The sequence below is a fragment of the Arthrobacter psychrolactophilus genome, assembly GCF_003219795.1.
GTDB classification, from domain to species: Bacteria; Actinomycetota; Actinomycetes; order Actinomycetales; family Micrococcaceae; genus Specibacter; species Specibacter psychrolactophilus.
Window position 1 is genome coordinate 77,947 of record NZ_QJVC01000005.1, and the last position, 25,933, is coordinate 103,879.

Consider the following 25,933-nt stretch of genomic DNA (forward strand, 5'->3'; position numbering starts at 1 on the left):
ACGACGGCGACCCCCACCTCAGTCTGGAATCAGAGTGAGGCGAGGGTCACCGTCGTACTAAAAGAACGCGCTAGCTACTTGCCAGCGGTTGCTTCTTCCTTAGCTTCAGCCTTGGGGGCCTCAACCGGAGCGGCTGCGGCAGGCTTGGGCTTCGGGGTGGCGGCGGCAACGAAGGTTGCGCGCGGCGCCTCAAGGTTTTCCAACTGAGCCATGTCGCGGCCGGTGAACATGGTGATGAACCAGTCCATGAGGACGCGGAACTTACGCTCCACGGTGGGCATGGCCAGGCCGTGGTAACCGCGGTGAGCAACCCAGGCCGGGGCACCCTTGAGCTGGATGCCCATGATCTTGGCGACACCCTTCCACTGACCGAAGCCAGCAACAGCGCCGAGGTTCTTGTGCTTGTAACCCTTCAGCGGCTTGTTGAAGCGGCTGGCCCACAGGTTCTTGGCCAGGCGCTTGGCCTGACGCAGAGCGTGCTGAGCGTTCGGGACACAGGTACCGTCGGGCAGGCCGCCGGTGACATCCGGAACAGCTGCAACGTCGCCGGCAGCCCAAGCGTTGGGAACAACGCCGAATTCGCCGTTGACCTGCAGGTTGACGTTCACGGAGACACGGCCGCGGGGTTCGATCGGGAAATCGGTGGAGCGAACCATGGGGTTAGCCATGACGCCTGCGGTCCAGATCAGGGTGTCAGCGTCGAACTGCTGAGCCACTGACTTGTCCGGCAGGTTGATGAGCTTGATGTTGTTCTCTTCTGCGTTATCCAGTGAGGTGTTCAGCAGAACTTCAACGCCACGGCTGCGCAGGTGCTCGACAACCCAGAGAGCCTGAGCCTCGGTGACCTCGGGCATGATGCGGCCCATGGCTTCAACGAGCACGAAGCGCAGTTCGGACTGGTCAACGCGATCGTTGAGCTTGACGGCGGCGCGAGCCATGTCTTCGAGCTCGGCGATGGTCTCGATACCGGCGAAACCGCCACCGACAACAACGAATGTCAAGGCGCGGGCGCGCTTCGCCGGATCGGTCTCGGTGGAGGCCAGCTCGATGAGTGAGAGAACCTGGTTGCGCAGGGCAACAGCTTCTTCAATGGTCTTCAGGCCGATGCCTGCTTCGGCCAGGCCCTTGATCGGGAAGGTACGAGTGATGGCACCGGCAGCCATGACAACGTCATGGTAGGGCAGCTCAAAGTTTTCGCCACCGTTGGCCGGGGCGACAACAGCCGTCCGGTTCTCGTGGTCGATGCTCGTGACGGAACCCTGGATGAGTTCGGTGTGCTTGAGGTGCTTGCGGTGTGAAACCACCGCGTGACGTGCTTCGATGTTTCCGCCGGCTACCTCGGGGAGGAACGGCTGGTACGTCATGTAGGGCAGGGGATCGATCAAGGTGACGATGCCACCTGTTTTTGCGATCTTCTTCTGCAGGTTGAAGGCCGTGTACAGGCCGACGTAACCGCCGCCAACTACAAGGACGCGCGGACGTGCTGAAAAGGTGGGAGTGATTGCCATTCCTCCATAATACCGCTCTTTGTGAAAATATTCACTAGCCGCGTTACAAGAACGCGTAACGATTACCCATTAAGGTCTGCCACGTTGTAACGCGGCCATGTTCCTAGTGCTTGTGGGGCGTTTTCCCGGGGCTTGTTTCCCCTGGCGCCTCGCTCGTCCCAGCGCTTCCGGACTCCGGGCTTTTCGCCTCGGCAAGAAGCAGACGACGGCGGACCACCAGCAGGTGCGTACCGCCACCGAGGAGGACCAAGACCAACAGACCCCCAAAACCGAGGACCAAAATTCCCGGCAGGGCGCTCGTGCTTTGTTCCGCGGCAAGCGCCACGGGGACCGTGGCATCACTCAAGGTGGGTTTCTCCTGCGGCACGGAGGTGGCCAGCTCCCCATCCACGGCGGGCGGGGTCACCTCACCGCGACGGTGCACGTGAATCCAGTCGGCAATACTGCCCAGCGGGTTCTTGTCCACGAGCGGGACATCGGCGGTCAAGGCCGCCTCGGCATTGAGAATTCCGTAACCGTAAATCGCGTTGGGCACTCCCTCGCCCTTGGGCGTGGCGGTGCTGATGATCCGGTTGACTACCTGGGCGGCGGTCATGTCTGGATAGGCCGAGCGCAACAAGGCCGCCACACCGGAAACAATGGGAGCCGCACCGCTGGTGCCACTCCACCTGGCGTAGCCACCGCCGGGCAATCCCCCGGCCAGATCCTCGGCGGGTGCGCTGACACCAATGCTGATGCCCTGCGAGGACGAGTCAACGCTGGCGGTGCCATCCTTATCCAAACCACCCACGGCGAGCACGCCCGGAATCGTGGCCGGGGCACCAACCTGTTCGCTGCCCGATTTACGGTTGCCCGCAGCCGCGACAATCACCACGTCCTTCGCTTCCGCATAGGCGAAGGCGTCGTCCCAGCTTTGCGGCCAGGCAGTGGACGTGCTGCCCAGAGACATGTTGATGACCTTGGCGCCGTGGTCTACGGCCCACTTCACGGCGGCCGGAATTTGATCGTCAATGTTTTTCCCGGACGGGTTTTCGCTCCCCAGCCACACGGAAATACTCAACAACTCGGCTTTGGGAGCCACACCGATGACTCCGTCGTTACCTGCACCAAAGCTCGGTTCCGGAACCGCGGAGGGGGTGGCCGACGTCGTACTTTTTCCTGTGGGAGTGGGCACGGGGGTGATGTGACCGCGACCGGCCAACATCGTGGCGACCAGGGTGCCGTGCTCGGGCTCGGCGCCAATCGCCTTGGAGCCGTCGGGATTGCCGGCGCCGGACATGTCAATGCCGCCCACCACGGCGCCCTTGAGGTCGGCGTGGGAGGTGTCGATGCCGCTGTCGATGATGGCCACCTTGACGCCCTCACCCTGCGAGTGCGCCCAGGCCTTCTCCACACCGGATTGTTCGAGCCAGTATTCCCGGTCCCGAATGTCATCGGCCGAGGCTGCGGGGGCAAGCGCAACAGCCAACGAACCGGCCAGGGCAAGGGTCATCAACGCGGCGACGAGTGAACGTAACCGTGGGACTAACACCATGAAGGCTCGTTTCCTAAGAGGGGCAGGTCAGCTATGGGCTGCACCCAGGGCGATTCCGTCCAGAATATCGTGTTCGCTGCTGGTTGCCGATTCGAGAGTGCCATCGCCGAGCCGCACGAGGGTGCGCAAGATGGTGCGCCAGATCAAGGCGCCCGCCCCGATGACGTCCACACGCCCGGGATGCATGAAGCCAAGTTCGGTGCGCTGCGCACGCGACATTTCCAGCAAGGAGGTGGCGGCGGCGTCGATCGTGGCCAAGGGAATCACGGCGGCGTGAATCGCCTCGCTCTCATAGCGAGTCAGGCCGAGGGCGTGGGCCGTGATGGTGGTGATGGAGCCGGCCACCCCGACAATCCGCGTCACATTCTGCAAAGGAACCACGGCCAAAACATCGTCGAGTTTCGCTGCGATGGCGGACTCCGCGGCCGCAATTTCCTCGGCCGTGGGCGGGTCGCTGCGCAGGTATCGTTCCGTGAACCGGACACAGCCCATATCGGTGCTCAGTGCTGCCAGGACTCCGTCGCTGTTGCCCATGACGAATTCGGTGCTGCCGCCACCGAGATCAACGACGAGCACCTGATCATCGGCCGTCATAGGCAGGACGCTCGCGGCACCGGCAAAGGACAGGCCTGCTTCCTCGGCACCGCTGACAACCTCGGGGGCAATGCCCAGGCGTTCCTGAATTCCGGCAACAAACACCTCACGGTTTCCCGCGTCGCGGGTGGCGCTCGTGGCGACAAAGCGGACGCGTTCAACAGCCGAAGAGCGGATCAACGCGGCGTAGTCATCGGCCGCGGCAAAGGTGCGCGCTAGCGCTTCCTCGGCCAGCATGCCGGTGACATCAACGCCCTGTCCCAACCGGACCACCCGCATTTCGCGATGGACGTCGCTCAAGTGCTGCGCTCCCGGGGTGGGGGCGTCGGCACCCGCCTCGGTGACATCGGCAATGAGCAATCGGATGGAGTTGGTTCCGCAGTCAATGGCTGCAACGCGCACGGCTTTAGCCCTCCTGCTTGTTCAGGTGCTTGACGTGACGGCTCAGGTCCTTGTTCGGAACGGGAGCGGCCGCATCCCAGGCGCCCTCGCAGTAGCACTTATCGGCGGTCCACCACTGGGCCACACCGGCCAGGGCTTCATCGCCGAGCGGGTTGACTCCCGGGCCGGCGGCCAGGGAGTGACCGATCAGCACGTGCAGGCACTTCACACGCGTGGGCATACCGCCGGCGGAGATGCCGGAAATCTCCGGAACGGGACCGGTGCCGGCGCGCTCACCGATGGCTTCGCGGGCGGCGATGTAGCTCTCGTGCGCCTTCTGGTACTCGGCGGCAAGCTCAGTGTCTGTGGCCAAGCGGTCGGTCATCTCGTTCATGAGGCCTGCGGCCTCCAGACGGGATGCGGCAGCCGTGAGGATGGGGTGCGTGAGGTAGTACGTGGTGGGGAACGGGATGCCGTTACTCAGGCGCGGCGCGGTGGCTGCGACGAGCGGATTGCCGCAGATGCAGCGTGCGGGAATCTCGACGACGTCGCGCACGGGGCGGTGGAGCTGCAGGCTCAGCGTGTCAAGATCCTGCTGGGTGGGAACGCGCCCGCCGGTGGCGGAGCTGTCAGTTGCGGGCACGATGGGCCTTCCATAAAACATTTTCGGGGGTGTTCAAGCAGTTATTTTAGCCTGTTCTCGCTGCGACGTAGCTCAGCTATGCTTCCGGGCCACCGTTTACGGGGTGGGAGCGGGCTCTGCCGGAGGCGTCGAAACAGGGGCCGGGGCGGGTGTCGGAGCGGCTTGTACCTTGGCAGAATCCTGCACGGCGCCCCAGAGACTCTCAACCCACGGTTCATCGGTCACCTCGGTGGCGTTCTTCACCGAGAGTGACTTTGCGACGGCGGTGGCACCGGGCACAACGTCAACACCGTTAGCCCCATAAACCCAATATCCGGTTTCTCCTGGCATCAGCATGCTGACCCGGTCGCGGGCTTGTTGCTTGATATAGGCCGGGTCATCCCAGCGGCTCAATTCGGTTTGCAGGCCTGCTTGCTGTTCCTGCTCACGGGAGATTTCCTGCTGCAGGGCCGAAATTTCGGAGCGCTGCTGTAAGAAGGTGTGCACATTGGGTGCCAGCAATACAGTCACAACAGCCATGGCAAGACCTAGGACGAGCAGGCGTCCCGAGAACTTCCGGGCAGGCACCGGGCCACTTTCGGCGGGGTGAATCACGCCATGGTGGTCTTCGCGGCCCTGTGCGGCCGAGGCCGGGCGGCGTTGTTTGTCCGGGGATTTTCCGCGCCCCGAAGTACCCTTCGAGGAGCCAGCCGAGGCAGCCTTGCCGGGACCCGGCGTCGTGCTTTCCGAGGCAGGGGACTTTGCGGCACCGTCCGAGGCGGCTCCGGATTTCTCTTCGGCCGTGCCAATGCCAGCCGTGAAGGTGGCTTTGGGCACCGAGGGCCGTCGCGTGGCCATGCTTCTCCTAATGACTTCTGATCGTTCAAGACCTGCTGCACCGCTGCCGTCGCTTTAAACGGCAAAGCCGCGGTAGCTAAGCCAGGGTGTTGTTCCACCTTAGCCAGCTACCGCGACTCTTGACGCTATTTAGCCCTTGAAACGCGGGAACGCGCTGCGGCCTGCGTAGCGTGCGGCTTCATCGAGTTCTTCTTCGATGCGCAGGAGCTGGTTGTACTTGGCAACGCGCTCGGAGCGGGCCGGGGCACCTGTCTTGATCTGACCGGCGTTGGTTGCAACGCAGATGTCAGCAATGGTGGTGTCTTCGGTCTCGCCTGAACGGTGCGAGGTGATGGTGGTGTAACCGGCACGCTGCGCCATGGAAACAGCATCCAGGGTCTCGGTCAAGGAACCGATCTGGTTGACCTTCACGAGCAGCGAGTTGGCGGTTGCCGACTCGATGCCGCGGGCCAGACGCTCGGGGTTGGTGACGAAGAGGTCGTCTCCAACAATCTGAACCTTGTCACCGATGGTGTCAGTCAGGGTCTTCCAGCCTTCCCAGTCATCTTCATCCAGGGGATCCTCGATGGAGACGAGCGGGTAGTCGGCAACGAGCTCAGCGTAGTAAGCGCTCATCTCGGCGGCGGAGAGTGCCTTACCTTCGAACTGGTAAGCACCTTCCTTGTAGAACTCGGAGGAGGCAACATCCAGGGCCAGACCAATGTCGGTGCCGGGCTTGTAGCCGGCGCGCGTGATGGCTTCCAGGATCAGGTCAAGTGCTGCACGGTTGGACGGCAGGTTCGGCGCGAAGCCACCTTCGTCGCCCAGGCCCGTGGAAAGGCCCTTTTCCTGCAGAACGCTCTTGAGGTTGTGGTAAACCTCAACGCCCCAGCGCAGACCTTCGGAGAAGGTTGCTGCACCCAGGGGGACGATCATGAATTCCTGGATATCAACGTCGGAGTCAGCGTGTGAACCACCGTTGAGGATGTTCATGAGCGGAACCGGCAGAACGTGTGCGTTGGGGCCGCCCAAGTAGCGGTACAACGGCAGGCCAGCGGATTCGGCTGCGGCGCTTGCCACGGCCAAGGAAACACCCAAGATGGCGTTGGCGCCGAGCTTGCCCTTGTTGGCGGTGCCGTCCAATTCCAACATCATGGAATCGATCAGGCGCTGGTCAGTGGCGTCAATGCCTTCGAGCTCAGGTGCAATAACTTCCAGAACAGCTTCAACTGCCTGCAGAACGCCCTTGCCCTGGTAACGAGCCTTGTCGCCGTCGCGGAGTTCCACTGCCTCGAAGGCGCCGGTGGATGCGCCGGAGGGAACGCCTGCGCGACCCATGGCACCATCGGTCAGCAGAACTTCAACCTCAACGGTCGGGTTTCCACGGGAATCCAAAATTTCGCGTGCATGAATGGCTTCAATAAGTGCCACGTATTGCTCCTAGATAGTCAGCTTTTTAGGGTAAATGTCGACCACGCTGTCCTCTCAATCGTAGCGGACAGCGTGAGCGGGCACTCATTGCTACGTGACAGGGCCAGTTCGTGGACATAGCTCTACCCCGCGAACATACAGTAGTTGGCGGGGTAGAGCATAAATAACCACGTCGCATGAAGCGCCTACGACGGGCGAATTTATCCTCGGACGCGACCCACGAAGCGCTCGGTTCGCTCCCGCAGACCCAGGATTTGTCGCTCGATCACGACCGTCAAATCCGACTCAATGTGGTTGTCCTTCGGCTCCTGGCGCACGTTGGCCGAGCAGAGGAACTCCGCACAGATGAGGGTGCCCACGGAATTTCCGTCGCGGCCGGATTGTCCGGCCCGCTTGCTGACCCACAGGTACACGTCCTCTTCTGAGTAGACGTCCCGGCACAGTTCGCACAGCACCCTGCGCTTCTTGCCGCTGCCGCCTTCCGGTGCCCGGAGCATGATCCCCGTCAGCTTTCCAGCAACATGCATGACCAGATAGCCGCGCATGGGCATTTTTTCGTCTCGCCAGCCCAGGAAATCCAGGGTTCCCCAATCTAGGCTCGCGAAATTGGCTGGCAGGTTGAGCTTGGCAGCTTCTGACCGGCTGGCGTTGATGAAGCAGGATCGAATTTGTTTGTCGGAGATTTTTTCCACAGCAATGTGTCCTCAAGTATTTGGGCATGCCTTTCACCGCTGCGGCAACAACCGCAGGGTGATTTGTCGGGTGGGTGACTCACCCAAGACGCCAGCTGCCAGTGACAGTGCGTGTCAGGGAGTGATTCGCGCCGCGAAGTAGGCCATGAGGGCCACCTCGCTTTCCGCAGGGGCGTGGGTCCGATGTGCTGTGGTCATCAGTGTCGCCCCTCATTTCCTCGTGTAATCCTGCTAGAAGTCTACACATCTTCGTTTGCACACTCCTGTGCACCGGGCAGCCTCCGACAACGACGCATCCGAGTCCGGTAGAAAATAATCTTCACTTCCACTTGACGCTAAAGAACTTAACGATATATCGTTAAGTATCGCGACATTCTAGATCGCGTTTTTGACACAGTCAGTGGGCGGACTCCAGATCCACCCCATCCGGGCAGGATGCACCAACCTCACGAGGTTCCCGGCTCCGCCCATCACAGCAACTTCACCAAGGCTTCCTACCGAAGCCCACATAAGAATCTAGGCGAATACACCTCATGAAGAACTTTACTTTTCCCGAAGAAAACAATGACCCCGGCGGCCGCGGACGGCGCAACCCTCGCGTCCGGCGCCACCACGAACCCCACTCCCCCACCGGCGAAGGCGATTTTCCGCACGGCCACGGGCGTGACCACGGATACGGAGACGAAGGCCCCCGCGGCAGCGGACGCCCCGGCAGCCGCGGCTTTGGGCCCGGCGGCAGGCGTGGCCCCGGCTTCGGTCCCGGGTTTGGTCCGGGCCCTGGCGGCCGCGGAGGCAGGGTGCGCAAGGGCAATGTCCGCAGCGCCATACTGTCTCTCTTGAGCCAGCACAGCTACAACGGCTACGGCATGATCCGGGCCATCGCTGTGCACACCGACGGAGCTTGGCGCCCCAGCCCCGGATCCGTCTATCCCACACTTGCCGCGCTGCAAGCCGAGGGGCTCATTGAGACCTCCGAGGAAGGCAAGCGCACGGAATTCTCGCTCACGGAGGCCGGCAAGTCCTATGTTGCGGAGAATTCGGAGGAAATGGCACAGGTGTGGGCCGACGTCAACGAGGAGGCCGGAGCCGGCACTGAACTGCGTGCAGGAATGCACAAACTCGGCGGCGCCGTGCAGCAGATCGCCATGGCCGGCACGGAAGAGCAGATCAAGAGCGCCACGGAGGCCCTCGATGCTGCGCGCCGGACCATCTACCAGCTATTGGCAGATTGACCGGGACGTAAAAGTGGGTTCTCGGCGCCGAATAGGCCTGACCCCGCGTTGAGTCGCCAGATGACGCCCTTAACCCGCGTGAATAGCGGCGTGACGTGACGAGTCAACGAACGGAAGTCGGTCTGAGGCGCTGCGGGACGAGATGGTGCGTGGTATGGCCCCGAACGTGGCGCGGATTCACCCCAGGGCACCACCTCTAGAGGTCCAGCATCGTGTTGGACTCACTAAATCCACCGCACAGACGCCTCAGTGGTTTCAGCTGGCTGCGTACCCGCCAAATGCAACGCTACGGAGCGCCGGTGGCACCGGAACTCTCGTGCCGTTGAAACTTGTAGACCGCTGTGCGGAGAGCGCGCTCTGCGTCAAGACCCTGCGCTCGGGCGGCCCGCACCGCCTCGAACAACATCTCCCCCAGCTCATCTTCAGTCTGGGGAGGTCCTGCATAGTCCCGGTCGCCGGTGCGCCCCTCGACCCGGTCCAGGGTCTTGGCGGCAAGTGAAAGAGCCGGCAGGGAGTTGGGCAGGGAGTCAAAAATAGACTGCTCTCGGGGCTTCTCCTGCGCCTTGACGGCTTCGTAGCTTCGCTCAATCTCGGCGATGCTTTCGGGAAAGTTCTCCTGCAGCGACCCGTCCGGGCGGAAAATGTGGCTGTTGCGTCGAACCAGCTTGGTTCGCAACGTCTGCGCCACATCGGCCAGCGTAAATTCGCCTGTCTCCGATTGCAGGAGCGAGTGGAGCAGGACCTGGTAGAGCACATCGCCCAGCTCACCCTTGAGCGCCTGGGAGTCGAGCGGCCCGGGCGCCGCAACAACGTCTGCCAGTTCGTAGGCTTCCTCGATTAAGTACGGTATGAGCGATTCATGCGTCAGCGCTTGCGTCCACTTGCAGTGTTCGCGCAACGACGTCACGACGCCAACAAGGCGGGCCATTTCCTCCTGAGAGGAAGCGGCCCGCCTTAGCGGTTCAGGCGATTCTTTAGTGCTCAAGCTCGGAATCGTCCGTATCGTGGATGTGCTCGTGGCCGAAGGCTTCGAAATCTTCGGAGTCCTCGAAATCATCCATTTCTTCCATGGCGTCTTCATAGTGCTCGATGATGAATTCGGCCAGCTGCTCACGCTGTTCCATCGGCAGGAAGGAGGCGTGAACGGCGTTCAACGTCATTTCCAGGACCGTGTCCAGGCCGTAACCGAAGGTTTCCACGAGCAAAGCAAATTCGCTGGTCAAGGTCACGCCGCTCATGAGGCGGTTGTCGGTGTTGACCGTGATGTTGAAGCCCAGCTGGTGCAGCAGATCGATGGGGTGTTCGCCCAAGGTGGTTCCAAAGGCGGCGATGGCGCCAGTCTGGAGGTTGGAGGACGGGCACAGTTCCAAGGGGATCTGGCGGTCGCGCACCCACTGGGCCAAATCGCCTAAGGTGACGGTTCCGACGTCGCGCCCGTCAACTTCCTGAACATCGAGGTGGATATCCTCGGCGATGCGGACACCATGGCCCAGGCGCAGGGCGCGGCCATGGACGAGCGCGTCCTGGATGCTCTCGAGCCCGGCAGCCTCACCGGCGTGGACGGTGGCCGGGAAGTTGTTCTCGGCCAGATAGGTGAAGGCCTCCGTGAAGCGAGAAGGAAGGAAGCCTTCTTCGGCTCCGGCGATATCGAAGCCAACAACGCCGTTGTCGCGATGACGGACGGCGAGCTGGGCGATCTCGGCACCACGATCGGCATGGCGCATGGCCGTGATGATCTGGCCGACCTCGATGTAGCCACCATCGGCATCAACGGCGTCCATGCCGGCCTCGAGGCCTTCCTGAACGGCTTCGACAGCGTCATCCAGGGACAAGCCCTGAGTGAGGTGCTGCTCTGGAGCCCAGCGGACTTCGCCATAAACGACGCCATCGTCGGCGAGGTCCTCAACGAATTCGCGGGCCACTCGCACCAACTGATCGTGCGTCTGCATGACAGCGATGGTGTGTTCGAAGGTTTCAAGGTAGCGCTCAAGTGAGCCCGAATCAGCCGATTCGTGGAACCACGTACGCAGCTCCTCGAGGTCGGTGGCCGGCAGCTCATGGCCGGAGGCCGCAGCCAACTCGATGATGGTTTCCGGACGCAAACCGCCGTCCAAGTGGTCGTGCAGGGATACCTTTGGCAACGATTGCAGGTCCACAACAGGGATGGACACGGCTTCGTACTCTTCAGTTGGGTTAGTCACAAGCAACACTCTAGGGAGCTAGGCCCCGCCCGCGCCAGTCCTTTGCGTCTCGTGCGCTGTCGGCGTAGTCGAATTCGCACCGGGCACTGCTCGCTCGAGCACCGTCAACGGCTCCGCCAAGGCGCTCTCGGCGGCAGCAAATTTCAGCTCTTCCTCCGCTACAGCCCGCGCCCGCACCTGCGCGGCGGCAGCAGCCGCGGCGTAGCCGGGCTCTTGCCGCGGCGCGATCCTGCCACGCTTTTCCAAGATGTGATGGACGTACTTCATGAGATGGTCCACGACGAAGCCAATTACGACGGCGAAGACCACCGCGATGACCACTCCCAACAAGGGGTTGTCATGGACCCAGCGACCGGCAAAAGTACCCACGGCAACTGAATAGCCAGCCCAGGTGACGACGGCGATAGCGTCGAGTAAGGCAAAACGACGCCAGGGGAAGTAGGTGGCGCCCGCCGTGAAGTTCACGGCCACCCGACCAACAGGGATATAGCGGGCCGTGAAGATCAAAATGGCGCCGCGTTTTTCTAATTCCTTACCAGCCCAGGCGAAAGCCTTGGCGCCTCGGGGACGGCGCATCCAGTTGAAGCGTGTGGTCCCGAGCTTGCGGCCGAGAAAGTAGGCAATGTTATCGCCGATGATGGCTCCCGCGGAGGCCCCCATAATCAGGAACCAAATATTGGGGTCACCGGTTTTGGCCGAGATCGAGGCTAGGGCCACGATGGCTGTCTCGCTGGGTAAGAACAAGAAGAAACCATCGATCAGGCAAAAGAGACTGACCAAGGGAATCACCCACCATTGGGCGGCTGAGTGCTCGATCAAAACATTGATTTGACCGACCAGATGCAATAAATCCACAGCGGCAGGTTCCTCTCCTGTGGTGGATGTCTACTTCTAAGTCTCCCACCTCTTAAGACGTGCTGGTATCCACCTGCAGGACTAGATTGTGCGCAAACTCATCCCGCGAAAGGATGAGAAATGAGCTGCCCCGGCTCCTTGGCCCACCTAAAACTAGCTAATTCGGTCGATGATGAGCTGTGTTGCGGGGCGGGACCCTTCAAGGGCGATCGTGACGGCGCCATCGAGCGCTTCCTTGGCCCGGTCAAACTTCTCCGGGGTGTCCGTCAGAAGCGTCATGAGCGGCTCACCGGCGCGCACTAAGGCACCTGGCTTGGCATGCAGCCGCACCCCGGCACCGGCTTGGACAATGTCTTCCTTGCGGGCCCGCCCCGCACCCAGACGCCACGCGGCAACGCCCACCGACAAAGCATCGAGCCCGACTAGAACACCGTCGGCCGGGGCCAAAATAACCTCGGATTCACGAGCCACCGGCAAGGTGGCGTCAGGGTCGCCGCCCTGAGCGGCAATCATGCGGCGCCACACATCCATGGCCCGGCCATCCTTCAGCGCGGCGGCGGGATCGGCGTCGCGAATACCGGCGGCCTCCAGCATCTCTTCTGCCAGCTTCACGGTAAGTTCGACGACGTCTTCCGGACCACCGCCGGCCAGCACCTCCACCGATTCCTGGACCTCAATGGCGTTACCCGCCGTGAGGCCCAGTGGGGTGGACATATCTGTCAGCAGGGCCACGGTGTTGACTCCGGCGTCCTTACCCAAGGCCACCATGGTCTGGGCTAGTTCCCGCGCCATCTCCACACTCTTCATGAACGCGCCCGAACCAACCTTGACGTCCAACACCAGCGCGCCGGTGCCCTCGGCGATCTTCTTGCTCATGATAGAGGAGGCGATCAGCGGGATTGCCTCCACCGTGCCCGTGACATCACGCAGGGCGTACAACTTCTTATCGGCCGGGGCCAGGCCAGCGCCGGCGGCACAGATCACCGCACCCACCTCGGAGAGCTGACGCATCATCTCCTCATTGCTGAGGTTGGCCCGCCAGCCTGGGATGGATTCCAGCTTGTCCAGGGTTCCACCGGTGTGGCCTAGGCCGCGGCCCGAAAGCTGCGGTACGGCCACCCCAAAAACGGCCACCAGCGGCGCCAAGGGCAGCGTGATCTTGTCGCCCACGCCACCTGTCGAGTGCTTATCCGTGGTCGCCATGGGCCGACCCGCCGGGTTGCGCAGACTCGAGAAGTCCATCCGCTCCCCCGAGTTGATCATGGCCGCGGTCCACTGTGAGATCTCGGCCCGATCCATGCCGTTGAGCAGGATCGCCATATTCAGGGCCGCCATCTGCTCATCTGCGATGGTGCCGCGGGTGTAGGCGTCGATGGTCCAGGCGATTTGCTCAGCGCTCAGGGTGCCCTTGTCGCGCTTAGTCCGGATGATGTCCACCGCGTCAAAGAGTGGGCCTGAGTATGCTTCACGGTTCATGGTGCTGGGTCCGTCCGATGTGTCAGAGGTAGAAAAAGAGGTGGATTAGGACGCGTCCGCGGGCGAGGCCGCGACTCTATCCAGATCCCGGGGGCCAAAGGCGTCGGGCAACACCTCATCCATGGTCTTGATACCGGAGGAGGTCATGAGCCGGGTTTCGGCCGTGCTGAACTCAAAAAGCAACTGCCGGCAACGGCCGCAGGGCATGAGAATCGCCCCGTTGCCATCGACGCAGTAGAACTCCTTGATGAGCCCGCCGCCCTGCATCCGTGCAGCACCAACCATGGTGCACTCGGCACACAGGGTCAGCCCAAAGCTGGCGTTTTCAACGTTGCAGCCGGAGACGATTGTGCCGTTCTCCAGCCGCGCCGCGGCACCCACCGGGAACTTTGAATAGGGCGAGTACGAGTGAGCCAGAGCGGCGGTGGCCGCCAAGCGCAAAGGTTCCCATACGTCGTCGAACGTGTCAGTGCTCATAGGCTACTCCTTCACATACGGTTCGCCGCTGGCTGCCGGGGACATCGCCTTGCCCACGAAACCGGAGACGGCCAAGATGGTCAGGGCGTACGGGAGCATGGCTAGGAACTGCCCGTCGATCGGGGTACCGGCCAGGGACAGGATGCTTTGCAGGTTACCAGCCACACCGAAGAGCAGCGCGGCGAGGGCGGCACCGATCGGGTTCCAGCGGCCAAAGATCAGGGCGGCCAGGGCGATGAAACCCAAACCACCTGTCATGTCCTTGCTGAAGCTGCTGACGGCGACGAGCGTGAAGTAAGCGCCACCGATACCGGCCACGGCGCCACCAAGCAGGACGTTCATGACGCGGGTGCGGTTGACGTTGATGCCCACGGTGTCGGCGGCCTTGGGGTGCTCGCCGACGGCACGCACCCGCAGTCCCCAACGAGTGCGGAACAGGCCAAACCACAGGGCCACCACGAGGATGATCATGAGGTAGCCAATGATCGACTGCCTAAAGAAGGTGGGGCCGATGATGGGAATCTGCGAGAGGAACGGGATGGGCAGATCCGGCAAATGCGTGGGCTGGTTGTAGATGGTCTCGCCATTGACCTTGGTCTTCATGATCTTCTCGAACAGGAAGCCCGTCAGGCCGGCGACCAAAACGTTCAAGACCACACCGACGATGATCTGGTTGACGATGTACTTGATGCTGAACAGCGCCAAGAGCGCCGACACCAAAACACCGGCTGCGGCCGCGGCAAACAACCCGGCGAAGGCGTTGTGCGTGATGGAGGAAACCAGAGCCGCGGTAAAGGCGCCGGCGAGCAGCTGGCCCTCAATGGCGATATTGACGACGCCAGCACGCTCAGAAAGCACACCCGACATGGAACCGAAGACCAGCGGGGTGGTGATGAGCATGGCGCCCGTGAACAAGCCTACGAGCGTGATGTTCTGTGTTGTGGTGCCACCGATAATCCACACCATGAGACCAATAACGAACACCACGGTGAACGTCATGAGGACCCATCTAGAGATCTTTCCTACCGTCTTGGTCTGGCTGTACGCCAGGTAAGCCAAGGCCAAGGTGATCAGCGAGACAACGATGCCTACACCCTTAGCCGGTACCACCAGATTGGGCACCTGCCACAGGTCATTTTCCTGCGAGATACGGAACGTGGCGTGCCCGTTGGGGCCCAGAATAATGAAAACGACGACGGCGAAAAGCGCCAGCACGCCCAATAGGATCGGTGTCTTCCAGCTGCGCACGGCAACGGCGTCAGCGTGCTGCAATGTTTTAGTCTTAGCTGCGATGCTCATGCGTCAGACTCCTTCGTGGCGAAGTTCCTTGATTCGGAATATGGACCGAATCAAGGGAGGGGCGGCAATGAACAGCACAATCAAGGACTGCACAACAGCAACGATGTCAATGGACACGTCGGCGTTGATGGCCATGGACGTGCCACCGGCCTTGAACGCACCAAAGAGAATCGCGGCAAAGAAGGTACCCCAAGGACGGGAACGCCCCAACAGGGCCACCGTGATGGCGTCAAAACCAATGCTGCCGGCGATGTCGGAATCCAAGAGTTTCTCGGTTCCCGCCAGCTGTGTGACACCGGCCAGACCAGCCAAGGCTCCGGAGAACAACATGACCGTGATGTAGCCACGGGAGACCAGCATGCCCGCGGTACGTGCGGCGCGAGGGTTCTCACCGATGGCACGGTATTCAAAGCCAAGCGTTGAACGGTTCAGCAACCAGGCAACGGCAACAACGGCCAGAACGGCCACAACCAAACCCCAGTGGAGTCGGTAGTTGGGCCCGAGCAGCAAGGGGAACATGGCCGATTCGTGCATGCGCGGGCTGATGGGGTTGGTGCTGTTGGGATCGCGCAGCTGGTTCTTGAGCAGGTACAGCACCAAGGACACGGCGATGTAGTTGAGCATGATGGTCACGATGACCTCATGCGCTCCCGTCTTAGCCTTGAGGAAACCGGCGATGCCGCCCCACAGCGCACCACCAATGGCACCAGCCAAAACAACGGCCACGAGGTGGATTCCCGGCGGGAGTTCAATCAGGAAACCTACGACGCCGGCAAAGGTGGCACCCAGGATGATCTGACCCTTGGCACCAATGTTGAACAGTCCTACACGGAAGGCCAAGGTGACGGCCAGGCCCGAGAGAATCAAGGGTGTAGCGAAGGTCAGGGTCTCAAAAATACCGAGGCGGCCCTGCCAGGTGCGTGCGCCGGGATCATAGGTAGCTCCGCGCAACAGAGCCCCGTAGGCCTCCGAAACTGCTGCCCACATGGCCTTGAACGTGGCGCTCGGGTCACCAAAGAAGTACCCCATGGCGCTCGTGGTGCGGGAGTCGGTGAAGGCGATCAGGATGCCACCGATGACCAGGGCCACGACCACAGCGAGCACGGAAATCACGGCGTTGCCGCTCATGATTTCGCGGACCAGCTGGGTGCCGTTGCTTTCCTTGCCAGCCTCCGGCGCGGGCTTGCTCGCCGGGGTTGCCGGGGTTGCGCCGGATTCTTCGGCGGGCTTGTTCAGTTCCGTCCCGCTCATGGCTGATCCCCCTGAGCGTTCTGTGCGTCCTGTGTCTTCATGTGTTCCTGTGCTTCTTCTGCGTTCAGCCCGGCCATCATCAGGCCAAGGAGTGCTCGGCTGGATTTTCCGGGGACGATGCCCATGAGTCGTCCGGCGAACAGGACGGCAATACGGTCGGCTAGTTCAAGTACTTCATCCAATTCGGTCGAGACGATGATGACGGGAGTTCCCGCATCACGCTCGGCGACAATGCGTTTGTGGAGGAACTCGATGGATCCAACGTCCACACCGCGGGTGGGCTGCGAGGCGATAAACAGCTTCAAGGGGCGTGCCAATTCTCGGGCCAGCACCACCTTCTGCTGGTTTCCACCGGAAAGCGTGTTCGCCGCATCTTGGGGCGACTGCGCCCGGACGTCAAATTCGGCGACCTTCTCGACGCTGTTCTTAGCGATCACGGCCCGGTTCAGGGTACCGCGACGAGAGTACGGCGCCTTCTTGTACAGATCGAGAATCAGGTTCTCGGCGATCGACATTTCACCCACGAGGCCATCGTCCTGACGGTCCTCGGGGACAAAGCCAACGCCGGAATCCAAAACCTGACGAACGCTGCTGCCCAACAGTTCCTTGCCATCCAAGGTGATAGATCCGACGGCGTGCTTACGCAGACCCAGCACTGCCTCGGTCAACTCGGTCTGGCCGTTGCCCTGGACCCCGGCAATCGCCAAGATCTCTCCCTGAGAGACACTCAAGGAGACGTTGTCGAGAAGTCTCACTCCGTCGTCGCTCATAACCGTCAGATCTGTGACCTTAAAGGTCTCCTCTCCGGGCTGGGCATCGGACTTATTGAGGTTCAAGTTGACGGCACGGCCCACCATCAAGGCGGCCAGCTCTGTCGTGGAGGCGCTGGGATCGGCGGAACCAACCACCTTGCCGCGACGAATCACGGTGATGGTGTCGGAGATGGCTTTGACCTCACGAAGCTTGTGCGAGATGAACACAATCGAGGTGCCGCCATCGCGCAGCTGGCCCATGATGTCCATGAGCTCATCGGTTTCCTGAGGTGTGAGCACGGCGGTGGGCTCATCCAGGATCAAAATTTTCGAGTTGCGAACCAACGCCTTGATGATTTCAACGCGCTGCTGCACACCCACGGGAAGATCTTCCACGAGGGCATCGGGATCAACATCGAACCCAAACTTGTCGGAGATCTCGCGAATCTTCTTGCGGGTGGCGTCCAGGTTAAGGACACCGCCAAAGGATATGGCCTCGGCACCCAACGCGACGTTCTCGGCGACGGTGAAGACGGGAACCAGCATGAAGTGCTGATGCACCATCCCAATGCCGGCCGCCATGGCGTCCGAGGGGCCGGAGAACTTCACGGCCTTATCGTCGACGAGGATCTCGCCCGAGGTGGGTTCGTACAAGCCATAGAGAACGTTCATGAGTGTGGATTTTCCGGCACCATTTTCGCCCAAAAGGCTATGGATCTGACCGGATTCCACCACGAGGTCGATGTGGTCGTTCGCCACCAGGGCACCAAAGCTCTTGGTGATGCCCCGAAGTTCTAGTTTCAACGTTTTAACCCGTCCGCGGATTGTTGGATTGTGAGTGATGTTGCTGCTGTGCTGATCTTTGCATAGTCCACGCCGTGTCGCCCACGCTTCTAGAGAATGGGCGACACGGCGGGACAACGACACAATGGCGAGAGCACCACTCTCCACGAGTGATGCTCTCGCCAATGGGGACTACTTGGGGCTGGACTTGGACTCCACCTTGATGGATCCGTCGATGATGCCCTTCTTGATTTCTTCCAGCTGCGTCTTGGTGTCGGCGCTGACCGACGCATCAAGATCGTGGAACGGGGCCAAAGCCACGCCACCGTTTTCGAGTGTGCCGACGTACGGGGCGGGATCGAACTTGCCGTTGAGGTCATCGGAAACGATGGTCTCGACTGCTTCACCCATGGTCTTGATAACCGAGGTCAACAGCACGGACTTGTAGGCCGGAGCGGTCAGGTAACCATCGGAGTCAACCCAAACCAGCTTGACGTCCTTGCCACCCTTGTTGGCGGCCAAAACAGCATCGCCAGCGCCCTTGCCCAACGGACCGGCAACAGGCATGATCACGTCGGCGCCTTCAGAGATCAGGTTGTTGGAGATCTTGGTACCTTCCTGAACGATTTCGAAGGTGTTAGCGAAGGAGCCCTGCTGGGTAGCTACGTCCCAGCCGAGAACCTTGACGTCCTTGCCCTGCTTCTCGTTGAAGTACTTCACGCCTTCAGCGAATCCATCCATGAAGATCGTGACGGTGGGGATGTTGATACCACCGAAGGTGCCGACCTTGCCGGTCTTGGAGGTTGCTGCTGCGGTGTAGCCAGCCATGAAGGCAGCCTGAGCCGTGTCGTAAACAACGGGCTTGACGTTGTCAGCCTTGATGCTGTTGTCATCGATGATGGCGTAGTGCAGATCCGGGTTTTCCTTGGCGGCAGTTGCCGTGGCCTCGGCCAGGAGGAAGCCGATCGTCAGGGTCATGTTGCAGCCGGCGCTGGCCATCTGGCTCAGGTTCGGTGCGAAGTCCGACGTTGCGCCTGACTGAGCTTCCTTGACCTTGATGCCGAGATCGGCTTCAGCTTTCTTCAAGCCTTCGTAGGAAGACTGGTTAAATGACTGGTCATCGAATCCACCGGAGTCAGAGACGATGCAACCCAAGTAATCGGCGGCTGCGGCATTCTTGGTGCCATCACCGGAGCCGCTGGACGGCGGGGCTTCACCACAGCCGGTGAGCAGCATCGCCATAGCGCTGACGGTCACGGTTCCCACCAGGGCGCCGCGCTTTACTTTGTTCAAGAGCAGATTCTTCAAGGTTCCTCCATAAGGTGTGTAGCCGCAGCTCAGCGATGCGTCAACACAAATGCGAACCTACCTTGGTCTCCGGAAGAACACTTCCTAGTATTTCAAGATCAGCCGCTTGTTGTGACACACCTCTTACACAGCGGTGCTAACCATCACACTAGTGGTCTCAAGCTACTGGCAGGTAGTGGAGAGGCCCTTGCTCAGATCATTGTTGATGAACCGTTATAGAGCGTTACTTTTGATCGGTGGCCACTTTGCAAGATCCTTATGGCTCTTGACGTTAAGGGCTTGACGTGAAGTGGCTACTGCGTTGCTGCTCGAAGGGTTCGGAGAGCTGCTGCACACAGCACCCGGATGCCCACCGAGAGGGCTCGTTCATCGACGATGTAGTCGCCACGGTGGAGGTCGTATTCTTCCCCACCGGGTACATGGGTTCCCAGTCGCATCAAGGATCCGGGAACACCTTGCAAGAACCAGGCAAAATCCTCCCCGCCCATCGATTGGGGTGCCAGAACAACCGAATCCTCGCCGAGCTCGGCACGGGCCGAGGCTTCGATGAGTGCCGTTTCATGTTCGGAGTTCACCACGGGCGGCACACCACGGGTGTGCTCTAGATGAACGTCAACGCCAAAGGGTGCGGCGACCTGCTTGACGACGTCGTCCAGCAACTCCCCTGCCGCATGCCAGGCTTCGCGGTCGAGGCACCGCATCGTGCCGCTCATAACACCATGACCGGGAATCGCGTTGGGCGCGGTGCCGGCGCTGATTTGACCCCACACCACGGAGACACCGCTGCGGACATCAACACGGCGTGACAGGATAGCGGGGACGTTGATAGCAATTTGCGCCAATGCAAAGACCAGATCCTCTGTCAGATGCGGACGGGAGGTATGCCCACCGCGACCTGAGAGTTCAATCTTGATGGTGTCGGAGGCACTCGTGATGGGTCCAATGCGGGTACCGATCTTGCCCACGTCAATGCGTGGATCACAGTGCAGGGCCATGATGCGCGGCACGCCTTCCAGTGCGCCCTGATCGATGCAGGCTAGTGCGCCACCGGGAAGTGTCTCCTCGGCTGGCTGGAAGATGATGCGCACACTGCCGCCCAGCGGCTTGTGCTCGTGCATCTTGGCTAGGACCAGTGCGATGCCAAGCATCGACGCGGTATGGAAATCGTGGCCACAGCCGTGCGTGACACCGTGGTTGCGAGAGGCAAAGGGAAGCCCGGTTTCTTCGACTACAGGCAGAGCGTCAATATCTCCGCGCAGTGCCGTCGCGATGGGACCCTCGCCAACATCAACGATGACACCGGTGCCTTCGAGACGGCGCGGGGACAATCCGGCGGCGACAAGTCGATCGTAAATTTTCCCGGTCGTGCGGAATTCCTGGAAGGATAATTCCGGGTGGGCATGCAGATCACGACGGAATTCGATGACATCTTCCAGCAATGGTTCGAGCCAGGGACTTATGGGCTCGGTCGGTTCTGTTTCCATCGAGTAATTACGCACAGCTCAAACTCTAGTCATGTAGCTGCCGAGAATCGGCATTGGCTGCGCCGCATTACTTATCTTTCCTTCATGTGGCGCAGCCCATATAGAGGAAGGTCCCGAGCCCAAGACACGTCAGCGAGTTGGGAGCGGGACCTTCAGAGATTAAAGAACGTCGGTGTTGCCTTGTGCTTTGAGTCCGTCGACTGCTTTTTTCACGAGTTGTGAGTGCGCTCGGGTCGTGACGAGTAGCGCGTCGGGGGTGTCGACGACGACGACGTCTTCGATACCGATCAGGGCGATGACGCGTTTGGTATCGGAGACCACGATGCCGGTGCTGTCTTCGGTAAAGACGCGTGCGCCATCGCCGATGACTTTCACGTTCTTATTTTCTGTGGCACTACTCAGCCGTGCGATCGCGGCAAAGTCTCCGACGTCGTCCCAGCTAAAGTCAGCCGGAATCACGGCGACGTCTCCGGCATCAGCAGCCGGCTCGGCCACAGCATAATCAATGGCGATCTTCGGCAAGGTAGGCCAGACACGATTCTTCACGGCAACCCGCTCAGGGGTGTCCCAGGCCAGAGCAATTTCCATGAGGCCTTCATACAGTGCGGGCTCATTTGCCTTGAGGTGATGGAGCATCAATTTCACCGGGGCCACGAACATGCCAGCGTTCCAACTGTATTCACCGCTGGCAAGGTACCGTTCAGCGATTTCCTCACTGGGCTTCTCCACGAACTTCGCTACGGAATGAGCGCGCGGAGCACCCTCCACATTAAGCGGTGCGCCGGTGCGGATGTAACCGAAGCCCGTCGAGGGATGTGTGGGCTTAATACCGATCGTGACGATCTTGCCCGTGGCCGCTGTATAGATAGCCTCGCGCACAGCGTCCTGGAACTTATCGACCGGGCTAATGACCTGATCAGCGGCAAAGGAACCCATGATCGCGGACGGATCCCGAGTGAAAAGAATCGCAGCCGCTAAACCAATGGCGGCACCTGAATCTTTGGGTTCTGGTTCCAAGACCAGGTTCTCATCGGCAATCTCGGGCAGCTGACGGCACACCGCGTCACGGTGCGCATCGCCCGTTACCAAAAGGAAACGACCAGCACTGAGCGGCTCCAAGCGATCATAGGTAGCCCGAATCAACGTACTGCCACTACCGGTGAGATCATGCAGGAACTTCGGGGCAGCAGCACGCGACAACGGCCACAACCGCGTCCCCACACCGCCCGCTGGAATCACGGCATAAAACCGACCCATAAGATCCGTAGCTGACTGCTCGGACTCGACCACTCTTTGCGTATTCATCATGTCCACCATAGGTGATACAGATGTGCGAATTCCCTTTATCTACGTGATTTTCGACAAAGTTCATCCCAAAGTCGTAGGCGAGGAATGCGCCATCGAACCTTATGAATGGAGACGCAACGTGCCCTTATCTCAGTACTTAAGGAAGAAGCTGTGAGTTGCCACACAGAGCAAGGACGGCCTAAGTTGAATATGCTGTTAGCGAAGCCTAAATTTAGGCTCAAGTATGAGTGCTCACGCCGTGTGCGTTTCCCCGCGTGGAACCACGCCAGCGCAACGGTGACGCAGGAAGGTTTATTCAGTGCCGACAAAACCAGCTGGCACTCTGTATCGCGGCCGAGAAGGCATGTGGTCCTGGGTGGGACACCGAATCACCGGTGTAGTTATCTTTATTTTCTTGTTGGTGCACGTTCTGGACACCTCGTTGGTTCGAGTTTCCCCAGAGGCGTACACAGCAGTTATTGGGGCGTATAAGAACCCCATCATGGGTCTGGGTGAGGCAGGACTCGTCGCCGCAATCGTGTTCCACGCCTTCAACGGCCTGCGCATCATTGCCATTGACTTCTGGAAGAAGGGTCCCAAGTACCAGCGTCAGCTGCTCTGGGGCGTTCTTGCTCTCTGGGCCGTGACGATGATCCCGTTCCTTATTCGTCACCTCACCATTGTCTTCTCTAATTTCTTCGGGGGGCACTAAATGAGCACCGAATCTATCGCAGCACCGCGCTCCAACAGCGCACAGTCGCCTAAGTACAAGCGCAGCAAGGGCAACAACTCCAGCTTTGAAATGGCAGCCTGGCTGTTCATGCGCCTCTCCGGCGTGGTTCTGATCGTCTTGATCTTCGGTCACCTCTTCGTGAACCTCATGCTCGGCGACGGCATCCACGCCGTCGACTTCGGCTTCGTTGCCGGTAAGTGGGCATCACCGTTCTGGCAGATCTGGGACCTAGTCATGCTGTGGCTGGCCATCCTGCACGGCACCAACGGTGTTCGTACGATCATCAACGATTACGCCGAACGCAGTGGCACTCGCATGACCCTCAAGACGGTTCTCTACGTTGCCAGTGGTGTCATCGTGGTCCTCGGAACCTTGGTCATCTTCACCTTTGACCCGTGCCCTCCCGGCGCAGTCATTGATCTCCCGTCCTTCTGCCCCGTTCCTTAACAAAGGGATTTTCTTAGGACTTATTTCCTAAGGGTTGTACGAAGTGAACACCAGCTTTTAATGCAGTAAATGAGAGAAAGAGCATCCAGTATGCAGGTCCACAAATACGACGTCGTAATCGTCGGGGCCGGTGGCGCAGGAATGCGTGCCGCCATTGAATCAGGTCAGCGTGCCCGTACCGCTGTTCTGACCAAGCTCTACCCCACTCGCTCGCACACCGGTGCAGCTCAGGGTGGCATGTGTGCCGCCCTGGCCAACGTGGAAGAGGACAACTGGGAATGGCACACCTTTGACACTGTCAAGGGTGGCGATTACCTGGTTGACCAGGACGCTGCGGAAGTTATGGCCAAGGAAGCCATCGACGCCGTCATCGACCTGGAAAAGATGGGTCTGCCGTTCAACCGCACACCCGAGGGTCGCATTGACCAGCGCCGTTTCGGTGGCCACACCCGTGACCACGGTAAGGCTCCGGTTCGCCGTGCATGCTACGCCGCCGACCGTACCGGCCACATGATTCTGCAGACGCTGTACCAAAACTGCGTCAAGCACAACGTTGAGTTCTACAACGAGTACTACGTTTTGGATCTACTGACGGTTGAGGAAGAAGCCACCCGTGAGGATGGCACCATCTACCTGCAGAAGAAGACCGCTGGCGTCGTTTCCTACGACCTCGCAACCGGCGAACTTCACGTCTTCCAGGCTAAGAGCGTCATCTTGGCGACCGGTGGCGCAGGCAAGGTCTTCAAGACCACCTCTAACGCACACACCCTGACCGGTGACGGTATGGGCATTGCGTTCCGCAAGGGCATCCCCTTGGAAGATATGGAGTTCTTCCAGTTCCATCCGACCGGTCTTGCCGGTCTGGGCATTCTGCTCTCAGAAGCTGCACGTGGCGAAGGCGCCATCCTGCGTAACTCTGAGGGTGAGCGCTTCATGGAACGCTACGCTCCCACCATCAAGGACTTGGCTCCCCGTGACATCGTGGCCCGCTCCATGGCTAACGAGGTTCGTGAAGGCCGCGGTTGTGGTCCGAACAAGGACTACGTTCTCCTTGACCTGACCCACCTGGAACCGGCTCACATTGACGCCAAGCTTCCGGATATCACCGAGTTCGCCCGCACCTACCTGGGTGTCGAGCCGTACACGGAGCCCGTCCCGGTATTCCCCACGGCTCACTACGCCATGGGTGGTGTTCCCACGAACATCGCTACCGAGGTTCTTCAGGACAACGACACCGTCATCCCCGGCCTGTACGCTGCCGGTGAAGTTGCCTGTGTTTCGGTCCACGGTTCAAACCGTTTGGGTACCAACTCACTGCTGGACATCAATGTCTTCGGTAAGCGCGCCGGTGTGGCCGCTGCCGAATACGCCAAGACAGCCGACTTCGTTGATCTGCCGGAGAACCCGGAAGCTGCCACCGTTGCACTGCTTGAGCATGTTCGCACGTCCGACGGCGGCGAAAAGGTTGCCTTGATCCGCAAGGATCTGCAGGACACCATGGATGCCAACATGCAGGTGTTCCGTACTGCTGAGTCCATCGACAAGGTTCTTGCCGATATCGCTAGCTTCGAAGAGCGCTACTCACGCATCACGGTTCAGGATAAGGGCAAGCGGTTCAACCTCGACCTACTCGAGGCTGTGGAGCTTGGCTTCCTGCTCGAACTGGCCAAGGTCATGACGGTTGCTGCCCTGCACCGTCAGGAGTCACGCGGCGGTCACTACCGCGAGGACTTCCCGGACCGCGACGATGAGAACTTCATGAAGCACTCCATGGCTTACCTAGATTCAAACGTCACGGTGGAAAGCTCCGCCGAGTCCATCGCTGGAATCCGTCTGGAAACCAAGCCTGTTGTTGTTACGCGTTACCAGCCGATGGTGAGGAAGTACTAATGAGCACCGTAGAAACTGAATTGCCGGAGCCGGCATCAAAGATTGAACTCCCCGCACACCTCGGTGGCGGCGGAGAAATCCCCACCTTTGATGTCACCTTGAAGGTTCGCCGCTACGACCCCGAGTTCTCGGAAGAGTCGAAGTGGGAAGAATTCACCATGACCATGTACGGCACCGACCGTGTGTTGGATGCCTTACACAAGGTCAAGTGGGAGCAGGACGGCTCGCTGTCCTTCCGCCGTTCCTGTGCACACGGTGTTTGTGGTTCTGATGCCATGCGTATCAACGGCCGCAACCGCCTTGCCTGCAAGACCCTGCTGAAGGATCTTGACACGTCCAAGCCCATCACGGTTGAACCCATCAAGGGTCTGCCCGTTGAGAAGGACTTGATTGTGGACATGGAACCGTTCTTCCAGTCCTTCCGTGAAGTCATGCCGTTCTTGGTGAACCGTGGCCACGAGCCGTCCAAGGAACGTCTGCAGTCCGCTGAAGACCGCGAGCGTTTCGACGACACCACCAAGTGCATCCTGTGCGCTGCGTGCACGTCTTCTTGCCCCGTGTTCTGGACCGATGGCCAGTACTTCGGCCCGGCAGCCATTGTGAATGCTCACCGCTTCATCTTCGACTCCCGCGACGACGCTGGCGACATGCGTCTGGAGATCCTCAACGATAAGGAAGGTGTGTGGCGTTGCCGCACCACCTTCAACTGCTCCGAAGCATGCCCTCGTGGCATCCAGGTGACGCAGGCAATTGCAGAGGTCAAGCAGGCTATCCTGTCCCGCCAGATCTAAGTAGTTCTTGCTCAAAAGCGCCGCTCCCCTTTGCTGGGGAGCGGCGCTTTTGCGTTTCCACGCGGCAT

At 60.3% G+C, this 25,933-nt stretch carries 23 protein-coding genes; 5 read left to right on the top strand and 18 right to left on the bottom strand.

Features of this window, described 5'->3' with window-relative positions; translation table 11 throughout:
* Positions 1–74: 74 nt before the first annotated feature.
* From CVS30_RS08220 to CVS30_RS08250, 7 genes are all read right to left on the bottom strand, one after another.
* Positions 75–1,508: an NAD(P)/FAD-dependent oxidoreductase gene (locus CVS30_RS08220; RefSeq protein WP_110484849.1), complete on the bottom strand. Its 1,434-nt coding sequence runs from the start codon at positions 1,506–1,508 to the stop codon at positions 75–77.
* Between the two features lie 103 nt (positions 1,509–1,611).
* Positions 1,612–3,042, bottom strand: coding sequence for a S8 family peptidase (locus CVS30_RS08225; RefSeq protein ID WP_110484850.1), 1,431 nt, complete (start codon positions 3,040–3,042; stop codon positions 1,612–1,614).
* Between the two features lie 27 nt (positions 3,043–3,069).
* Positions 3,070–4,038, bottom strand: coding sequence for a Ppx/GppA phosphatase family protein (locus tag CVS30_RS08230; RefSeq protein WP_110484851.1), 969 nt, complete (start codon positions 4,036–4,038; stop codon positions 3,070–3,072).
* A 4-nt stretch (positions 4,039–4,042) separates the two neighbouring features.
* On the bottom strand, positions 4,043–4,681 hold the full coding sequence (locus CVS30_RS08235) for a DUF501 domain-containing protein (RefSeq protein ID WP_110484852.1): 639 nt from the start codon (positions 4,679–4,681) through the stop codon (positions 4,043–4,045).
* 75 nt (positions 4,682–4,756) lie between these two features.
* Positions 4,757–5,497, bottom strand: a complete 741-nt coding sequence (locus CVS30_RS08240; protein ID WP_110484853.1) for an FtsB family cell division protein — start codon at positions 5,495–5,497, stop codon at positions 4,757–4,759.
* A 129-nt stretch (positions 5,498–5,626) separates the two neighbouring features.
* Positions 5,627–6,907, bottom strand: a complete 1,281-nt coding sequence (eno, locus tag CVS30_RS08245) for a phosphopyruvate hydratase (RefSeq protein ID WP_110484854.1) — start codon at positions 6,905–6,907, stop codon at positions 5,627–5,629.
* Positions 6,908–7,107: 200 nt separating this feature from the next.
* The gene (locus CVS30_RS08250) at positions 7,108–7,599 is read right to left on the bottom strand and encodes an FBP domain-containing protein (RefSeq protein ID WP_110484855.1); all 492 of its coding nucleotides are present in this window, start codon (positions 7,597–7,599) and stop codon (positions 7,108–7,110) included.
* 533 nt (positions 7,600–8,132) lie between these two features.
* Here CVS30_RS08250 and CVS30_RS08255 point away from each other — a divergent pair.
* Entirely contained in the window at positions 8,133–8,831 is a 699-nt protein-coding gene (locus CVS30_RS08255; protein ID WP_110484856.1) for a PadR family transcriptional regulator, read from the top strand.
* A 286-nt stretch (positions 8,832–9,117) separates the two neighbouring features.
* On the opposite strand, the gene CVS30_RS08260 is transcribed toward CVS30_RS08255, so the two are convergent.
* The 11 genes from CVS30_RS08260 to CVS30_RS08310 form a co-directional block, all read right to left on the bottom strand.
* Positions 9,118–9,759, bottom strand: coding sequence for a MazG nucleotide pyrophosphohydrolase domain-containing protein (locus CVS30_RS08260; RefSeq protein WP_110484857.1), 642 nt, complete (start codon positions 9,757–9,759; stop codon positions 9,118–9,120).
* 46 nt (positions 9,760–9,805) lie between these two features.
* Positions 9,806–11,032 (bottom strand): adenosine deaminase, encoded by a 1,227-nt coding sequence (locus tag CVS30_RS08265; RefSeq protein WP_245934504.1) that lies wholly within the window; start codon positions 11,030–11,032, stop codon positions 9,806–9,808.
* Between the two features lie 18 nt (positions 11,033–11,050).
* Complete coding sequence (locus tag CVS30_RS08270) at positions 11,051–11,887, bottom strand: DedA family protein (protein WP_245934505.1); 837 nt, start codon at positions 11,885–11,887, stop codon at positions 11,051–11,053.
* A 153-nt stretch (positions 11,888–12,040) separates the two neighbouring features.
* On the bottom strand, positions 12,041–13,363 hold the full coding sequence (locus CVS30_RS08275) for a thymidine phosphorylase (RefSeq protein WP_110484858.1): 1,323 nt from the start codon (positions 13,361–13,363) through the stop codon (positions 12,041–12,043).
* Between the two features lie 45 nt (positions 13,364–13,408).
* Positions 13,409–13,840, bottom strand: a complete 432-nt coding sequence (locus CVS30_RS08280) for a cytidine deaminase (RefSeq protein WP_110484859.1) — start codon at positions 13,838–13,840, stop codon at positions 13,409–13,411.
* A gap of 3 nt (positions 13,841–13,843) precedes the next feature.
* The gene (locus CVS30_RS08285) at positions 13,844–15,139 is read right to left on the bottom strand and encodes an ABC transporter permease (protein ID WP_110484860.1); all 1,296 of its coding nucleotides are present in this window, start codon (positions 15,137–15,139) and stop codon (positions 13,844–13,846) included.
* 3 nt (positions 15,140–15,142) lie between these two features.
* Positions 15,143–16,390, bottom strand: a complete 1,248-nt coding sequence (locus CVS30_RS08290) for an ABC transporter permease (RefSeq protein ID WP_110484861.1) — start codon at positions 16,388–16,390, stop codon at positions 15,143–15,145.
* Complete coding sequence (locus tag CVS30_RS08295) at positions 16,387–17,946, bottom strand: ABC transporter ATP-binding protein (protein WP_110484862.1); 1,560 nt, start codon at positions 17,944–17,946, stop codon at positions 16,387–16,389. Before CVS30_RS08295 ends, CVS30_RS08290 begins: the two co-directional genes overlap by 4 nt.
* A 171-nt stretch (positions 17,947–18,117) precedes the next feature.
* Positions 18,118–19,233, bottom strand: a complete 1,116-nt coding sequence (locus tag CVS30_RS08300; RefSeq protein WP_110484863.1) for a BMP family lipoprotein — start codon at positions 19,231–19,233, stop codon at positions 18,118–18,120.
* A gap of 293 nt (positions 19,234–19,526) precedes the next feature.
* Positions 19,527–20,732, bottom strand: coding sequence for an amidohydrolase (locus CVS30_RS08305; RefSeq protein WP_110484864.1), 1,206 nt, complete (start codon positions 20,730–20,732; stop codon positions 19,527–19,529).
* Between the two features lie 144 nt (positions 20,733–20,876).
* A complete protein-coding gene (locus tag CVS30_RS08310) occupies positions 20,877–22,022 on the bottom strand; it encodes a mannose-1-phosphate guanylyltransferase (RefSeq protein ID WP_245934506.1) in 1,146 nt (381 codons plus the stop codon).
* Between the two features lie 301 nt (positions 22,023–22,323).
* On the opposite strand from CVS30_RS08310, the gene sdhC reads away from it, so the two are divergent.
* The 4 genes from sdhC to CVS30_RS08330 all read left to right on the top strand — a co-directional run bounded on the left by sdhC (position 22,324) and on the right by CVS30_RS08330 (position 25,865).
* Positions 22,324–22,716: a succinate dehydrogenase, cytochrome b556 subunit gene (gene sdhC / locus CVS30_RS08315; protein WP_074711603.1), complete on the top strand. Its 393-nt coding sequence runs from the start codon at positions 22,324–22,326 to the stop codon at positions 22,714–22,716.
* Positions 22,717–23,184 carry a succinate dehydrogenase hydrophobic membrane anchor subunit gene (locus tag CVS30_RS08320; protein WP_110484865.1) on the top strand — a complete coding sequence of 156 codons (468 nt, stop codon included), beginning with the start codon at positions 22,717–22,719 and terminating at the stop codon, positions 23,182–23,184.
* A 90-nt stretch (positions 23,185–23,274) separates the two neighbouring features.
* Entirely contained in the window at positions 23,275–25,074 is a 1,800-nt protein-coding gene (sdhA, locus tag CVS30_RS08325) for a succinate dehydrogenase flavoprotein subunit (RefSeq protein WP_110484866.1), read from the top strand.
* Positions 25,074–25,865, top strand: coding sequence for a succinate dehydrogenase iron-sulfur subunit (locus tag CVS30_RS08330; protein WP_110484867.1), 792 nt, complete (start codon positions 25,074–25,076; stop codon positions 25,863–25,865). The genes sdhA and CVS30_RS08330 overlap by 1 nt, the downstream gene beginning before the upstream one ends.
* Positions 25,866–25,933 lie beyond the last annotated feature (68 nt).

What these genes read in the sequence shown, in the direction of transcription:
- CVS30_RS08330 (WP_110484867.1), top strand. Translation starts at nt 25,074, where the DNA reads ATGAGCACCGTAGAAACTGAATTGCCGGAGCCGGCATCAAAGATTGAA.
- CVS30_RS08240 (WP_110484853.1), bottom strand. Translation starts at nt 5,497, where the DNA reads ATGGCCACGCGACGGCCCTCGGTGCCCAAAGCCACCTTCACGGCTGGC.
- CVS30_RS08275 (WP_110484858.1), bottom strand. Translation starts at nt 13,363, where the DNA reads ATGAACCGTGAAGCATACTCAGGCCCACTCTTTGACGCGGTGGACATC.
- CVS30_RS08290 (WP_110484861.1), bottom strand. Translation starts at nt 16,390, where the DNA reads ATGAGCGGGACGGAACTGAACAAGCCCGCCGAAGAATCCGGCGCAACC.
- CVS30_RS08255 (WP_110484856.1), top strand. Translation starts at nt 8,133, where the DNA reads ATGAAGAACTTTACTTTTCCCGAAGAAAACAATGACCCCGGCGGCCGC.
- CVS30_RS08260 (WP_110484857.1), bottom strand. Translation starts at nt 9,759, where the DNA reads ATGGCCCGCCTTGTTGGCGTCGTGACGTCGTTGCGCGAACACTGCAAG.
- CVS30_RS08320 (WP_110484865.1), top strand. Translation starts at nt 22,717, where the DNA reads ATGAGCACCGAATCTATCGCAGCACCGCGCTCCAACAGCGCACAGTCG.
- CVS30_RS08285 (WP_110484860.1), bottom strand. Translation starts at nt 15,139, where the DNA reads ATGAGCATCGCAGCTAAGACTAAAACATTGCAGCACGCTGACGCCGTT.
- CVS30_RS08235 (WP_110484852.1), bottom strand. Translation starts at nt 4,681, where the DNA reads ATGTTTTATGGAAGGCCCATCGTGCCCGCAACTGACAGCTCCGCCACC.
- CVS30_RS08280 (WP_110484859.1), bottom strand. Translation starts at nt 13,840, where the DNA reads ATGAGCACTGACACGTTCGACGACGTATGGGAACCTTTGCGCTTGGCG.
- CVS30_RS08310 (WP_245934506.1), bottom strand. Translation starts at nt 22,022, where the DNA reads ATGAATACGCAAAGAGTGGTCGAGTCCGAGCAGTCAGCTACGGATCTT.
- CVS30_RS08225 (WP_110484850.1), bottom strand. Translation starts at nt 3,042, where the DNA reads ATGGTGTTAGTCCCACGGTTACGTTCACTCGTCGCCGCGTTGATGACC.
- CVS30_RS08220 (WP_110484849.1), bottom strand. Translation starts at nt 1,508, where the DNA reads ATGGCAATCACTCCCACCTTTTCAGCACGTCCGCGCGTCCTTGTAGTT.
- sdhA (WP_110484866.1), top strand. Translation starts at nt 23,275, where the DNA reads ATGCAGGTCCACAAATACGACGTCGTAATCGTCGGGGCCGGTGGCGCA.